Raw genomic sequence first — 14,371 nt, forward strand, 5'->3', positions numbered from 1 at the left:
GAGCGGTGAGGCACATCCGAGGCGGTGATGACGGCAGTGAAGCACTTCTTCGCCACACTCGACGCGCTTCCTGCGCACTCTGATGTTCTCCCGCCAGCCGATCCCCTACCCCGCAGCGGTCAAGCGACGTACCTTCGCCAACTCGGCTTCTACGCTTTCACCAAGGAAGGACTCGACGCCTTCCGCAACCTCGAACAAGGTCCCCTTGAGCAGGCCGAGGAAGTCGAGATGCTCCGGCTCCTGGAACACGGGCACCGCGTACGTATGGTCCCCGTCAGCTGGGATCGCCGTCGACACACCAGAGGATCTGGTGCGCGCCGATGCCCTCCTGAAATCTGAGGGGAGGCAACATCAGGACCGGTAATGGCCGTGGCCCGGAACACGGCAGCCGCATCGTTTAGCGGGGGAACCTCAAAACGACCGAGGCGGACGATCGGGTCGTCGCGCAAGCACAGGACAGGTCTCCCCACGACTCACGCTGTGTGTCCAACCACCCCCCGCCCACGACGACTGCTTACGCTTCGCCCAAAGACTCGTCCTCCTCGCCGTGCTCGGGCGTGGCCCCGATCGAGGCCGTCCCCGGATCGGCTTGCTCCGTGTCCTCCATGGGCTCGGCGTACTTCGCGGCGAGCCGGGCGAGGTGCAGGGCGAGTGGAAGCTGGAGCGCGTTGGCGTAGTCGTCCGGGAAGCGCTGCTGGTGGACGTACATGGCCCACTGCTCCGGATCGTCGCCTGGCTGGAGTGCTGCCATGCAGAGGTCCAGGATTTCGGGGTTCCACGCCGGCGTACCTGGCATGCGTAGGGACCGTCCGGCTGCGTTGCGGTGCTCGGTGAACTTACTCATGTCACGGGGGTGGCCGTGCTGGCTGGCCTTGTCCGAGGTGCTCTGGAAGAGGCGATTGTCCTGTGGCGCGTCAGCGGGCACCCAGAGCCCCTTGGCAACCCCGGCGCCCGAGTCCCCGTCGGGTGCCCACCACTGCGGTGTCTCCTCCCGGTCGTTGCTCGCGATGCGGACAACCCGCAGGCGGCGGCCGTGCGCGGCGAGCCGCTGAAGTGGTCCGGCGCCCAGGCTCAGGCGGTCGGCGGCCAGCCCGGGGTTGGTCAGCCACGGCCAGCGCTGGCGGGTGTTCTGTGCGTGGGTGAGGACGAGGGTCGGCTCGCCGCGCAGCTTGTACAGCGTCTGCTTGACGAACAGGGCGGTTGCGTCCTCCTGCTGCTTTCGCGTCCTGAGATCCGTGCTGCGGATCTTTCCGGTGAGGCTGCGCAGCAACTCGGGGTACGGCACCCAGTCTGAGGTTTCCGCCGTACGGCCGAGCACACAGTCCTGGCCAGGACGGATGAGTACGGCGATCGGGGTGAACTGCGGGTATTTGTTGTCACGGCTGACGTTGCGCTTGACGAGCCAGAAGGCGAGCTGGTTCAGGTCCTCCGGGATGGCCGCACCGAGTGAGTGCTCGGGCAGGAACCGCATCCCGAGCTGCCGCAGGCCATCGCTCCAGGCAGCCCTGGCCCGGTGCGGGTCCGAAACAGCCTCTGGCTTGGCGCTGTCCGGGTCCGGGAGGTCCAGGAACTGGCTGACCAGGCTGGCATCAGCGAGCCCCACACGCAGCGCGGACTTGGGGTCACTCGTGCGGCGCCGGAAGCCGTCCTTGCCCTCCAACTCGACGAATGCCAGCTGAGGGTGTGTACCCAGCTCGGTTGCCCACACGCGTAGTTCGTCGCGCACCGCACGCCGTCGCGCATCCATGGCGGCGTCCCATTCATCGCCGCGCCGCAGGGTGCTGCCCTCACCCAGGGGGCCGACGAGTTCCGCGGCCTGCCGGACGTGGAGACGCACGGTCAGGTCGGGATGGTCCCACTGCCACAGGTCAGGGCCACCGGCCGTGCGGTACCGCGCGAGGCCGAGGTTCTCCTCGGCCGCCGCGACCAGGTGGTCGCGCATGATGTCGGTCTGGTGCAGCAGCACGGCAGTGAGCCCCGAGGGGCCGACGGCGCGAGAGAGAAGGGGGCGCCGGCGGGCAGCGTTGCGCGCCTGCCGTTCAGCGTTCTCCCGGTCGATCCTCGCCTTGTCCTCGTCGGTGGCGTTCTTCGGCACGGAGGCGGTGGACTCGAGCACGTTGTGCGGGGTCTGGCGCCGGATTCCGCTGCGCCGGGATGTGCTGACGCGCGTGAACTCGGGGGACAGTGACGCTGCGGCCCACTCCGTCAGGCGCCGTCGCTCCTGCGGCGCGATTCCGGCCTGTACCCCGTGTCGTCCCATCATCGTGTGGTGCACCACTGCAGCGGTGACGCCGTCCCGGCTGGTGAGCCAGGTCTCCGGCTCCTTGGCCATGAGGTCGGGTGAGGGGAAGCGGGGGACGGCAGAGATCTGGTTCAGCATCCCCTCCGGCCCGCCCTGAACCCACGCGTAGCCCCCGGCCTGGGGCACCCAGCGCAGGCCGCCGACCGCGAACCGTTCCGGGGCGGGTCCGTCGGGCACAAGACTCTGGTCCGCCAGCAGGTAGACGGAGGCGCTTCCCCGCTGCGGCAGCCAGACGGGACCGCGTACCCATCGGCGTACACCGGTGGAGAGGTGGATACGGGGAGTCGAGTCGAAGGGAGCGGTGCGCAGACAGATCCGGATGTACGCGGAGTAGTTCCACACCTTGGCCTTCGCACCACGTCCGGTGGGGTGCTCCAGCGGCGGCCAGGAGACGAGCTCGGCCCCGGGAGCTCCCGCGTCCATCGCGACCTGCCGGAACGTGAGCCGCTCGCCGAAGTGCTCGTAGGCCGGTTCCTGTCGTGCGATGCGAGCGGCGAGGACCTCGGGCAAAAGCCGCCACAGGTGGTCAGCGGGCACGGCGGTGCCGCCGTCACTGACGGTCTGCTCCAGCATGTCGACGCTGAGGAGATCCCACTCCAGGCCGTTGATGTCCAGCAGAGAGGCGGTTTCCTTGACTTTGGCGTGTCCCTCGGGGCCTGGCTGCAGATCGCGCAGCCAGGCGTGGATGAAGGTGCTCGTCACCGCCTTTGGATAGGGTGCATTCGCGTACAGCCAGGGCCGACCGTCGTCGAGTGGGGCCCTCTTGGCCACGGATACCAAGTCGGGAGCGACGGCTGCGATCACCTGGTTGAGCCGCTTGATGGGCACCGACACCTTGCCGCGATCGCGCCGCTCGGGCTTACCGTGCTGCCAGTGGTCCTTGAGAGGGTCCCGCCAGGCTCGGGGGAAGGCGAGTGCGTAGTGGGGCATGAGGAAGGGATCGCCGCCCGGTGTGGGGATGAAGGCGGCGGGCTGGATGTGGTCGTAGGCCATGACGGGGTGGGTCTCCGTTCGGATCGGTGAGAAGCGTCAGTGAGTGTCATTCCGATGCGTGAGAGTGCGTCGATGCGTCGGCGCGGGAGTGTCGGCGAGGGCCTCAGTCCATGTCCGCCAGTGCCTTGTACAGCGGCTCGTACAGGGCCTCGACCAGGGACTTTTCGATCGAGGGCACGGCGGATTCGGTACTGAAATAGGGGGCGAGGAGCACGCGCATGCTCGCCAGCAGGCTGGAGGCGGGGGTGTCGGTGGCCGCGAGGCCAGCCTCGCGTGGTGAGAAGGCAGCGTCGACGAATACGACGCGTGCGGGCACTCCGCCCCGCACGAGGCGGCCGATGACCTGCCAGATCACGACCAACTGGTCCCAGGTGAACGACTCCTTCTCGGTCTTCGGGAGACTGGTCCACGACAGTCGGCGGGTCAGGAAGCGGTTCCAGGCGTGGCGGGCGTCGCGCCGGAAGGCGAGCCCCGCTCGGTCGGGGGTGCCTTCCCGGCGGGCGAGGCGCCGCAGGCCCTCGCCCGGGCCGCGGGTCTGCCGTACCGCCCAGTCGTTGACGGCCTGCACGGCGAGTGCGATGTCGTCGGGGCGGGGGTGTGGGCGGGCCAGGAAGTAGACGGTGCCGATGGCGGCCTTGCCTCCGGGGACGACGATGTTGTGGCCGCGTTCGACGGCGAGGAGCGGGGCGACGAGGAGTTCCCCGTCGGCCTGGCCGCCGCCCGCCCAGCCCGCGACGTCACCGCGGCGCAGGGCCTTCGCCTCGGCGGTACGTGGCAGGGCGCTCCAAGCTGTGTCGAGGTCGGCGTCGTCGGAGACGAGCCGGGAGACCCGACCGACCCATTCGGGGATCGAGTTGAGGTATGCGGCGGCCCTGCGGGCCTCCTCGTAGCTGCCGACGAGGAGTAGCAGGCGGCGCCTCTCGGGGTCGTCGATGTCGTCGAGTTCCTGTTGGAGGGCGCTGACCGAGCCGCTGAGGCCGCGGTCGGGCTCGGCGAGCTGGTACAGCATCTGGACGAGGGCGGCCGGGCGTTCCTCCGGGTCGCAGCCGGACAGCCGCAGTGGTCTTGTACTTCCGGGCCAGTACAGGAATTCCTTGCGGAACTCGGTGTCGAGGATGGCGCGCACCTCCTCCTTGTGCGGGCGCAACACCGCATCGACATCGGCGTGCACGTGGTAGCGGCTGGAGGTCCCGGCCCAGCTGGTGGCGGACATCAGCATCAGATGCGGGCCGGGCCGTCCGTCGACGGCTGGCAGGTCGGGCAGACCGAGCAGCAGTTCGCGTCCCACACCGTTGCAGCGGAAGAAGCGCAATTCGCCACTCTGCTCGCCCTCTTTTCTCCTCTCGTCCAGCTGGAACTGGAAGCCGAGGACGTTGCCCATGGGTGACTCGGGCATCACGGGCTCGTAGTCACGGGGCGGGCGACGGGAGAGCACATTGGAGGCGGACTCCAGGTTGAGGGCCGCTTCGACGCGCTGCCAGAGCCCGGTCATGAAGTTGAGCCGATGGTGGAGAGCGGCGAGGACCAAGGTGAGTTCGAACCGGGGCACGTGGGGGTCGGTTCCGTCGTCGAGTCGTACGGCGCCGTTGAGGAGCCGCTCCAGCACGGGCCGGACTTGGGTGCGGGTGTCGGAGCCGTGAGGAGCGTGCAGCAGACCGAGGGTGAGATGGACGAGCTCGTTGACGAGCACGGTTTCCGCCGGGTCCGTCTCGGGCTCGGTACCGGCGGTACGGGGCTGGAGCGGGTCGTCACGGAAGCGGTTGAGTACGCCGTCGATCCGCTCGCGCTGCGCAAAGCGCCGGGCCTCGGGCATCCCCTCGGACACGGTGCTCTCGTCCACGTCCTTGAGGTCGGGGAACCAGGCGTTGATGAGCCACTGGTGGAGGGTGACCGCGCTGAAGTAGTCCTGGGTGATCCAGTGGCGCAGCGCGCGGTTCTGGATGAGGCGCGAGTACAGTCGGTCGGTGGCGTGGCGCACGGTGTGAGTAGCGTTCGTCCAGTCGTCGATGTCCCGTGCCGAGAGCTGGAGTCGCGCCTGACCGGCGAGTTCGGCAAGGGCGTGGGCAGCGACCTCGTCGATCCACGAGTTCGGGGCGCGTCCGGCGAGAGTGGTGGCGGGGGCGAACGCCGTGTCGAGCTGCATCTGCACCCGGTCCGCCTCGTCCACGACGACCAAATCGCTCATCCGGCACGCGAGTTCGAGGTAACGCAGCCGCTGCTGCTGAAGCTGTTCGGGCACAGCAGTGTGGACGAGACTCGCGGGAGTGGCCACCCACACCCGGGCGTCGACGAGTTGACGGGCTGCGTGATGGCGAGGGCAGCGGGACCACAGCGGGCAGCCGTGACGCCGCGGGCGTTCGTCGTCCGTGGGCGCGGCACTCGCAGCGCGTTCAGCGGCCGCTGCCCCGTCGAGGGCCTCCCCATCATCATCGGGATCTGCCTCGGAACCCTCCCTGCCGAGCAGTCCTTCCCGCGGGTCCGCCGCCTCCGTGGGTGTCCGGCGCACCTCGTAGAGGTTTCCGCACGGCGCCTCGCCGACGCGCAGCGGTCGCTCCGCCTCCACACCGCGCAGGGCGTCGAGTGGGCAGGCACTGTTGACGTGGTCGAAACCGTCGTGCCAGTGGGTGAGCAGGCTCGGGGTGCCGCTCGACGCGATGCGCCGGTGGAGTCGCTGGATGTGGCGCTCGCGCGTGGAGTGGCCGAGTACTGGTGCGGTCGGCACGCCCAGGCGGTCCAGGAGTCCGGTGACGGACAGGGCTTCGGCGACATCGCCGACGACGACGGTGATCCGCAGCCCGCGTTCGGTGACGGCCCAGAAGGTGAGGATGTCGCGCAGGGTGCTCTTGCCGGCGCCGACCATGCCGACGAGATGGAGGAGCCGGTCGATGCGCAGGGTGTCGCTCTGCTCGAACTTTCCTTGTCTCTCGTCGCGTACGAACAGCTCGACGCGCCTCAGGCGCTGGAGCCAGTGGCCACGCGCAATGTCCGAGGTCTTTGACTCGATCGCGTCCATACGGCGCGCGGAGGACTCCAGTTCACGCCACTCGACGGTGATCGGCTCACCCTTGCCGGGCAGCGGCGCATCGAGGTCATGTGCGGCTGTCGGTCCGTCCGGAAGCAGGTCCTCGGTGAAGGTGACGGCGTACCGACGGTCACGGACGGGGAAGACGTAGTCTCCGGCCTGGGCGTGCGGCAGTCGGTGGCGCGCGTACGGGGGCGGCTCGCCGAGTACCTTCTCGTAGCGTTCGAAGCGGCGTGCGGCTCGCGCGGGCGAGCGACGCACGGGCACGGACTCCGCGGATGCCAGATCGTATCCGCGCAGTTCCTGGGGAACGGCGAGGTAGGACTCGAGGGCGAGCAGCCATTCCCGGCGCCTGCGCAGGGGCAGCAGGTAGTGCCGGGCTCGCCGGACGCGCAGTCGCTGCGCGTCGGTGGTGATATCGCCGAACGCCTCCCCGAACGGGTAGCCACTGACGAGTGTCCACGTGTCGATGGCGGCCCGGCCCGGCATGACCGACTCCAGGAGGTACAGGCCGAGTTCCACATCTAGTAGATCGCCGGGGTTGAAGGAGCGGGGTCCGTCCTGCCATGCATCCTTCAAGGGGGCGGTCAGCCCGCGGTGCCAACCGCTGCGGTCACGCATCGAGCTGTCCTCCCTGGGGTTTCGGTGTCGTTCGCTGTACTATCCGCGCTGTCCGGGGCGCCGGCCGGGCGGTTTCGGGCTCGGTGCGCCGCACGGTGCGGGCCAGGGTGCTTTTCGCCTGCCGCACGACCTCCTCGTCCGTGAGCAGGCTGACGTGGCCTTCGACTCCCTCGGGCAGATGGTGGTGGAAGACTTCGCGGTAGCCGTCCCGCTCCTTGAACCGGTAGAAGGGCACGACGAGCAGTCCCCGGTCGTAGGGCGGTTCGCCGCGCAGGGCGGTGGTGGTCCGGCCCAGCAGCGCGGGGTTGGCGCGGTCCTTGACGTCGATGCCCCACGCCCGGCCGTCGGGAAAGACGACACGGAGGTCGTACGCGTCGAAGTTGGGCCACATCGCGACGTCGAGGCCGAGTCTCACAAGCCGCCGCTCCAGGCCGGTCTCGGCCAGTCCGGGGCCGGTGATGAAGACGCGAAGCGGCCTGGTGAGGAGGTACAGGCCGCCATCGGCCCCGGGCTCGAGGCGTTCTCTGACGACCACAGGCTTCCTGCGGCAGCGGTCGAGCGTGCAGGCGTAACCGCCGTCCCTCAAGGGCACCAGCAAACATCCGCAACCGGCGCACAGCGTGCACCGCCCCTGGCTGACATAGGCGGCGGTGACCGGCTCGTAGCACCGCTTCACAGTGTCGAGCAGCAGCGAAAGGTCCAAGTCGGCGCTGAGCAGGGCGAGTTCGACACCGGTCAGGACGGGGCGCTCGATGAGCAGCCTACGGAAGGCGGTGTAGGAGTCGGGGGCCTTGGCCGCCCGGCACAGGGTGAGCGCCTCTTTGAGCAGTGCGTTCTCGATCTGCTCGGCAGCCGGGTCGGGCGCGAAGACGGCCCACTCCAGGCACTCCTGGGCGGGGACGCCGGTGTCCGCGTCGACCAGCCGCAGGTCACCGATGTGCTGGTCTTTGAGGAGGTACGGCCACCAGTCTGCCAGTGGGCGTGCAGCCGCCCACCGGGCGAGCTGCGGCACACTGCCGGGGGCCGGACGCCCGGTGCGCAGGCAGACGAGGACGAGATGGTTGTAGGCGGCCTGCACGACGTCGGGGTAGACGGGATCGCCGGGCGTGCGCAGCCGGGACAGGCGCACCAAGGCGGTGGCGACCAGCCTCAGCAGCCGCTCGGACTCGGCACCTGCGACGTCCGGGGGATCAACGGCGGCCACGACGCACCTCCTCGGGGGCGCTCGCGCACCACTCGGTAACGGGGCAGGTGTGGCAGTGGGCGCCGGGCCTGGGCGTGAAGACCTCGTCACCGCGCCACGCATCGACGTACTCCCGCACAAGCCGACGGGCGGCCTCGACGCGCTCGGGCTCGTTGCACGGCTCGATGTATGAGGGGTCGCCACTGTCCGGCCGCAGCACCTCCAGCTCGACCCGCGAGCCCGCCGGGTCGCCACCGAAGGCCCCTTCGGCAAGAAGGACGACGGCGAGGGCGAGTTGCGGGTCGGTGGTGAACGGGTCCCGGCCCATCCAGGCGTCCGCGCTCTGCGTGGTCTTGGTCTCGCGCCACACCCACGAGCCATGCTCCAGGTAGAGCAGGTCCGGTTTCACGATCAGGACGGCATGGGCGTACGGATCGTAGAAGGCGCGCCGGGGCTCGGGCAGCACGGTCGTGACGCCGTCGTTGAGGAACGGGCACATGTCGATGTGCTGGGCGAGCATCCTGGACCCGATGCGAGCCCACTCGCCGGTCATGCGCAGCTCCCCGTCACCCCAGGCGGTGTCACCCCAGGGCATGTCCGCGCCCCCACATGGCGTCAGGAGACCGCTCCTGTGGTTGGCCTCCAGATGGGCGTGGACGGCCTTGCCGAGCTGGTTCTCCGGGGAGTACTCGCGAGTGCGGGGGAGGTGCTGGGCGTAGGAGAAGTACATCTGCGGACACTTGCGGTAGTAGCGCAGGTGGCTGGCGGACAGCTCCCGCAGCGGGAAGGGGCCTCGGCCGGCGGGAATGCCGAGCAGGCCGGGCAAACGAACCGGAGCGTCACAGGTCTCCAGCCGGCGGCAGCCCGCGCAGCTGCCGCCGGGCGTTGCAGGGCCGCCGCCCACGATCTCCTTGACGCGTGCTTCGGCATGCTGTTCGTAGTAGGCGCGGACCTGGTCGGGCCTGCCCTCGAAGAGGAGCCGGTACGAGCCGTCGTGCAGCCCGGTGAGGGCCACGCGCACGTGGTCGACGGGCTCGGCACCGAGGAGCCGATACGGGTGCCAGGGCTTGGCGCCCTGCCGTGCGGGTACCCCGCAGGCGGCGGCGAGGGCGGCGATCGCGACGCGGTCCTTCGGGACGGACCGGGGGTCGGCGCTGCCGTAGCAGAGGAAGGAGAACTCGCGAAGCCGCCGTCCCGGGTTGTGGTGGCAGGCCCCCCATCCGGTCAGCTCCCACGTCCGCCCGTCCACCTCCCGCATCCGCACCCACGGGCCGGGAGCGGGAATCACAGGCGGCGCCTCCTTGGGCCGGTCGCGTTCGAGCCACCGCTCGACGGCGTGCCGCAGGAAGCGGCGCTGGGCCCGGTGGAGGGAACGCCCGGCAGAGTCTTCGGCCTGCCGAACGGCGTCCTGTGGGGCCATGCCCTCGCACTCGACGAGCCGCACAGCGGCCAGGACGAGGCCGAGGACGAAGTTCTCCAGATATGGCTTCGGCCGCTCGACGCGGTGGCCCGGCCAGGCGTTCGGCCGCGTCTTGCCCTCCGCGAAGCGCAGGCAGGTGTACTGCTCGTCTGCCGCGTGCGACGCCTGCACCCGGATCAACGCGCCGCTGCCGGTCATCCCCTCCGGGGGTGGCCACTCCGGCACTGCCGCCCCGCCCCTGCCTCTGTCCTGCACGGTCCGTCTCCCTCGGCCAATGCGGTGCCCACGGCACATCCCACCCGTCGCTGCGGCCACCCGGAGTGACCGTGATGAGACCGTACCAGATACCACTGTGAATATAACCAACCAGAGTTTGTGATCTAGGCTCTGCGCTGCTGTGATGCTGTTCATTGCGCGCGAATTCACGTAGGGTCGACCGCGCACCACACCCCGAGCTGCCGGAAGACGAGGAGCCGAGGAGCATGACGACAGGCCGAGTGGAGGTGACCGCGGCGGACATCGCCCGGCTCGCCGAGGTGAAACCGACCGCCGTCAGCAACTGGCGCAAGCGGCACGACGACTTCCCCCAGCCCGTGGGCGGCAGCGGCCGCAGTCCCCGCTTCGACCTCGCCGAGGTCGAAGAGTGGCTCGGGCGCCAGGGCAAGGCCCGACGTATCGCGGTGGCCGAGCGGCTGTGGCAGAGCTTCGAGTCCGCAAGGGCCGGCAGTGCCGCCGAGGACGCCCTGGCCCTCACCGGCCTGCTCCTGTTCCACCTCCACCGCCATCCCGGCGTACAGAGCCCGCGCGACAAGGCGGGTCTGCTCCATCTGATGGAGCGCGCCGAGCGCACCTTCGCCGAGGCTCCCGGCGGCACGGTCGGCAGTCTCGGCGAACTTCTCAGCCCCCTTCAGTACGAACTCGGCGCCCGGTTGCGCTCCCTCCTAGTCACCGCCGCTGAGGCCGCGGCGGCCGACGGCGCGCGCACCACTTTCGACGACCTGTGCGCCCGCTTCCTGCACCAGGGCCCACGCTCCGGCCTCGCCGCCACCCCCCGTGAACTCGCCGACCTGATGGTCGCCCTCGCCGGGCCGCCAACCGACGGCGCGGTCCTCGACGCCTCCTGCGGCAGCGGAGCCTTCCTCCTCGCCGCCGCCGACGCGGGCGTCACCCGTGTCCAGGGCCAGGAGCTCAGCCACTCCCTCGCCTTCCTCGCCGCTCTCCGCCTGGCCTTCCGCAACGCCGGTCCGGCAGCGACTGCCGTCTCCTTCGATGTGCACACCGACGATTTTCTGCGCCGCCCCGCGTTCCGCCCCGGGCGCGCGGCGGCCGTCGTCGGTCACCCGCCATTCGCCGACCGCAACTGGGGTCACGAAGAGCTCGTCGACCATGTGAGCTGGGAGTACGGCATCCCACCGCGCGGCGAGTCGGAACTCGCCTGGATCCAGCAGGCCCTGGCCCACGCAGCCCCGGGCGCGCCCGTGGTCCTGCTCCTGCCCCCGGCGGTCGCCTTCCGTCCGTCCGGTCGCCGCATCCGCCAGGAACTGCTGCGACGCGGAGCGCTACGCGCGGTGATTTCGCTTCCCGCCGGGTACGCGGCCCATTACGCACTCGCCCTGCAGATCTGGGTTCTGCGCCGCCCTGAACCGGGTGAACTTCCGCCTGCCCGCGTCCTGTTGGCAGACAGCAGGGGGGAGCAGGACCCGCGCATGCTGATCCAGGATCTCTGGGCGCGATACGTGGCGGCGGCTGATGACGACGCCACCTTGTTTCCGGAACGCCCCGGCGTGACTCGACTGGTTCCCGTGATGGATCTCCTCGACGACGACATCGACCTGACCCCCCGCCGCCATCTGCCCCAGTCCGCCACACTCGGCGTGAGCGCCGAAACGCTGGACGCGGGCCGCACCGCCGTGGACGAAACCCTGCGCGCGCTCAGGTCCGCGCTGCCCACCGTCGGCGCGCTCCCTAGCCTGCCGGACCTGACCGAGGCGGCGCGCGCGGGCGTTCGCGTCGCCACCCTCGCCGAGCTGGCCAAGAGCGGCGTTGTGGTGCTGCGCCGCCCCGCCCACACGGAGCGCCACGGTGGGGCCGCCGGTGTTCACCGTGGGCAGACCGGCTCCGCTCCGCCCCCCGCCCCTGGCCCCGGGGAGGCTCTCTTCCTCACCGCGCGAGACGTCGTGACCGGTCGGCCGCCATCCGAGGTCGGTCCGGCACCCGACGACATCGTCCAGCACCAGCCGGTGCGCGTCGGTGACGTCCTGTTGCCCGTCACCGCCCGCACCGTCGTAGCCCGCGTCGCCACCGCTGAGGATGCGGACGCCTACCCGGCGGCCACCCTGCACCACATCCGCGTGGCCAACACCGACATCCTGGATCCCTGGTACCTGGCCGGCTTCCTCTCCAGTGTGGAAGGCGCGCACCAGGCCGCCTCCACCACCAGCAGTCTCGGCTCCCACACACGCCTGGACCCGCGCCGCGTCCGTGTCCCTCTGTTCTCCATTGACCGGCAGCGCGCGTACGGCGAGGCGTTCCGCGCCGTGGCCGACTTCAGCCGCCTCCTGCGCACGGCGCACGACATGGGGCAGGATCTGGCCAGGGTTGCCACGGAGGCAGTAGCGGGGGCGCTGCGCGGCCGGGGCGGTGCGGAGGCCCACGACGCACCGGCCGGTGCACGGGCCAACGTTGCTCGGTGAACCCCCGCTCTTGCTGCCACCGGCCTCCCCCTCCGGCTTTCCCAGGGCTGAGTTCCTCTAACCCCAACTCCCAAGAAGTGTAAGGACGTACGTACGTGGTGACCGATCCGAAGGCCCAAACAGCCGCGGAGTACGCACAGGCGACGAAGCTCGCGAACCTCATCTGGGAGGTGGCGGACTTGTTGCGGGGTGAGTACAAGCGTTCGGACTACGGCAAGGTGATCCTGCCGTTCACCGTGCTGCGACGCCTTGAATGCGTGCTGGCGCCGACGCGGAACGAGGTGGTCGCCGAGTTCAAGCGCATCGCGGGCAAGGGGAGAAACCCTCACCCGTTCCTGCCGGCCAAGTCCGGCCACTCCTTCTACAACACGACGCGCCTCACGCTTGCCTCTATCGTGGGCGGCCATGAGGAAGAGAAAGCCAATCTTCCGCAGTACGTCCAGGGATTCTCACCGGATGCCTACGACGTGTTCCTGAAATTCCGCTTCGAGGAGCAGATTCAACACCTTGTGGACACAAAGCTCCTCCACAAGGTCATGTCCGCTTTCGCGGGTTACAACCTTCACCCCAAGACAGTGTCCAACCACATCATGGGATACGCCTTTGAGGAGCTCATCCGGAAATTCTCTGAGGAGTCCAACGAGACGGCTGGTGAGCACTTCACACCGCGGGAGGTCATCCAGCTGATCACCCGCCTCCTTATCACCCCGGACCTCGGGGAACTCAAGGTCGGCAGACCCACGCGCACCATCTATGACCCGACGGCCGGCACTGGCGGCATGCTCAACGCGGGTCAGGACGTGATCCACGAGCACAACACAAAGGCCGACGTGTATGTGTTCGGGCAGGAACTCAACCCCGAGTCCTGGGCTATCTGTCGCTCTGACATGATGATCAAGAACCAGGACATCGAGCGCATTCAGTTGGGCAACACCCTCAGCGACGACAAGTTTGAGGACCTCCGCTTCGATTACATGCTCTCCAACCCGCCGTTTGGTGTGGCCTGGAAGAAGGTCCAGAAGGAGGTCGAGGACGAGCGGGACAACCTGGGCCACCGAGGCCGCTTCGGCGCGGGCACCCCGCGCATCAGCGATGGCTCGCTTCTGTTCCTCCAGCACATGATCTCCAAGATGCGGCCTGTGGAGGAGGGGGGCAGTCGCATCGGCATCGTCTTCAACGGCTCGCCGCTCTTCAGCGGGGCGGCGGGTTCCGGCGAGTCGGAGATTCGCCGCTGGATCCTCACGAAGGACTGGCTGGAGGCTGTGGTCGCGCTCCCCGACCAGCTCTTCTACAACACCGGCATCTCCACGTACTTCTGGATCCTCAGCAACCGCAAGGCCTCGGCCCACAAGGGCAAGGTCATGTTGGTCGACGCCCGCGATCAGTGGGTCAAGATGCACAAGTCCCTCGGGGACAAGCGGAAGGTGATCAGCGAGGAGCAGATCACGCATGTGATGAAGCTGTATGCCGAGGGCCTGGAGATCGCTGAGAGCGAGTCCCACACGTTCCACGGCAAGGTCAAGGTCTTCGACAACGACGACTTCGGCTACCAGCGCATCACCGTCGAACGCCCGCTGAAACTGCGCTTCGAAGTCACCGAGGAGACGCTGGAGGAGGCCCGCGAGTCAAAGGGCGTGATCAAACACTTCGGGGAGGCAGGAGTCGAGCACTTCGCGGACGCTCTCAAACCGCTTCTTGGGAAGACATGGCCAGGAAAGAAGGCGGCCTGGGTGGCGGTCAACGCGGCGCTCGCCGAGGCCCGCATTCCATGGAGCCGCAACGCCTCCTTCCAGAAGGCGCTACGCGAGATCATCGGCGTGCGCGACCCTGAGGGCGAGGTGCAGATGAAGAAGGGCGAGCCGGAACCGGACCCGGAACTGCGCGATTACGAGAATGTGCCCTTGGATCAGGACGTGGATGAGTACCTTAAAGACGAGGTACTCCCATTCGTGCCCGACGCATGGATCGACCATGAGAAGACGAAAATCGGCTACGAGATCCCGTTCACCCGACACTTTTATGTATACGAGCCACCGCGCCCGCTGGCGGAGATCGACGCAAAGTTGAAGGGACTAGAGGAACAGGTTCAGAGGTTGTTGCGAGAGGTGGCGGAGTGAGCGTAACCGAAATCGCTCCA

General features: G+C 68.8%; 7 protein-coding genes. 2 read left to right on the top strand and 5 right to left on the bottom strand.

Features of this window, described 5'->3' with window-relative positions:
* Positions 1 to 105: 105 nt before the first annotated feature.
* The 5 genes from NQU54_RS10335 to NQU54_RS10355 form a co-directional block, all read right to left on the bottom strand.
* Positions 106 to 249 (bottom strand): hypothetical protein, encoded by a 144-nt coding sequence (locus NQU54_RS10335; protein WP_257630801.1) that lies wholly within the window; start codon positions 247 to 249, stop codon positions 106 to 108.
* 265 nt (positions 250 to 514) lie between these two features.
* Positions 515 to 3,295 (bottom strand): pPIWI_RE module domain-containing protein, encoded by a 2,781-nt coding sequence (locus NQU54_RS10340; RefSeq protein ID WP_257630802.1) that lies wholly within the window; start codon positions 3,293 to 3,295, stop codon positions 515 to 517.
* A gap of 103 nt (positions 3,296 to 3,398) precedes the next feature.
* Positions 3,399 to 6,938, bottom strand: a complete 3,540-nt coding sequence (locus NQU54_RS10345; RefSeq protein ID WP_257630803.1) for a pPIWI_RE_Z domain-containing protein — start codon at positions 6,936 to 6,938, stop codon at positions 3,399 to 3,401.
* Complete coding sequence (locus NQU54_RS10350) at positions 6,931 to 8,142, bottom strand: pPIWI_RE_Y domain-containing protein (RefSeq protein WP_257630804.1); 1,212 nt, start codon at positions 8,140 to 8,142, stop codon at positions 6,931 to 6,933. Before NQU54_RS10350 ends, NQU54_RS10345 begins: the two co-directional genes overlap by 8 nt.
* On the bottom strand, positions 8,129 to 9,796 hold the full coding sequence (locus NQU54_RS10355; protein WP_257630805.1) for a PD-(D/E)XK nuclease family protein: 1,668 nt from the start codon (positions 9,794 to 9,796) through the stop codon (positions 8,129 to 8,131). Before NQU54_RS10355 ends, NQU54_RS10350 begins: the two co-directional genes overlap by 14 nt.
* Positions 9,797 to 10,023: 227 nt before the next feature.
* On the opposite strand from NQU54_RS10355, the gene NQU54_RS10360 reads away from it, so the two are divergent.
* Together NQU54_RS10360 and NQU54_RS10365 are read left to right on the top strand one after the other, a co-directional pair.
* A complete protein-coding gene (locus NQU54_RS10360) occupies positions 10,024 to 12,234 on the top strand; it encodes an N-6 DNA methylase (protein ID WP_257630806.1) in 2,211 nt (736 codons plus the stop codon).
* 98 nt (positions 12,235 to 12,332) lie between these two features.
* A complete protein-coding gene (locus NQU54_RS10365; RefSeq protein ID WP_257630807.1) occupies positions 12,333 to 14,351 on the top strand; it encodes an N-6 DNA methylase in 2,019 nt (672 codons plus the stop codon).
* Positions 14,352 to 14,371: the final 20 nt, after the last annotated feature.

It is taken from the genome of Streptomyces malaysiensis subsp. samsunensis, from assembly GCF_024519315.1.
Lineage (GTDB): Bacteria > Actinomycetota > Actinomycetes > Streptomycetales > Streptomycetaceae > Streptomyces > Streptomyces malaysiensis.

Coding starts and splice junctions, on each gene's coding strand:
- NQU54_RS10340 (WP_257630802.1), bottom strand. CDS start 3,295: ATGGCCTACGACCACATCCAGCCCGCCGCCTTCATCCCCACACCGGGC.
- NQU54_RS10345 (WP_257630803.1), bottom strand. CDS start 6,938: ATGCGTGACCGCAGCGGTTGGCACCGCGGGCTGACCGCCCCCTTGAAG.
- NQU54_RS10360 (WP_257630806.1), top strand. CDS start 10,024: ATGACGACAGGCCGAGTGGAGGTGACCGCGGCGGACATCGCCCGGCTC.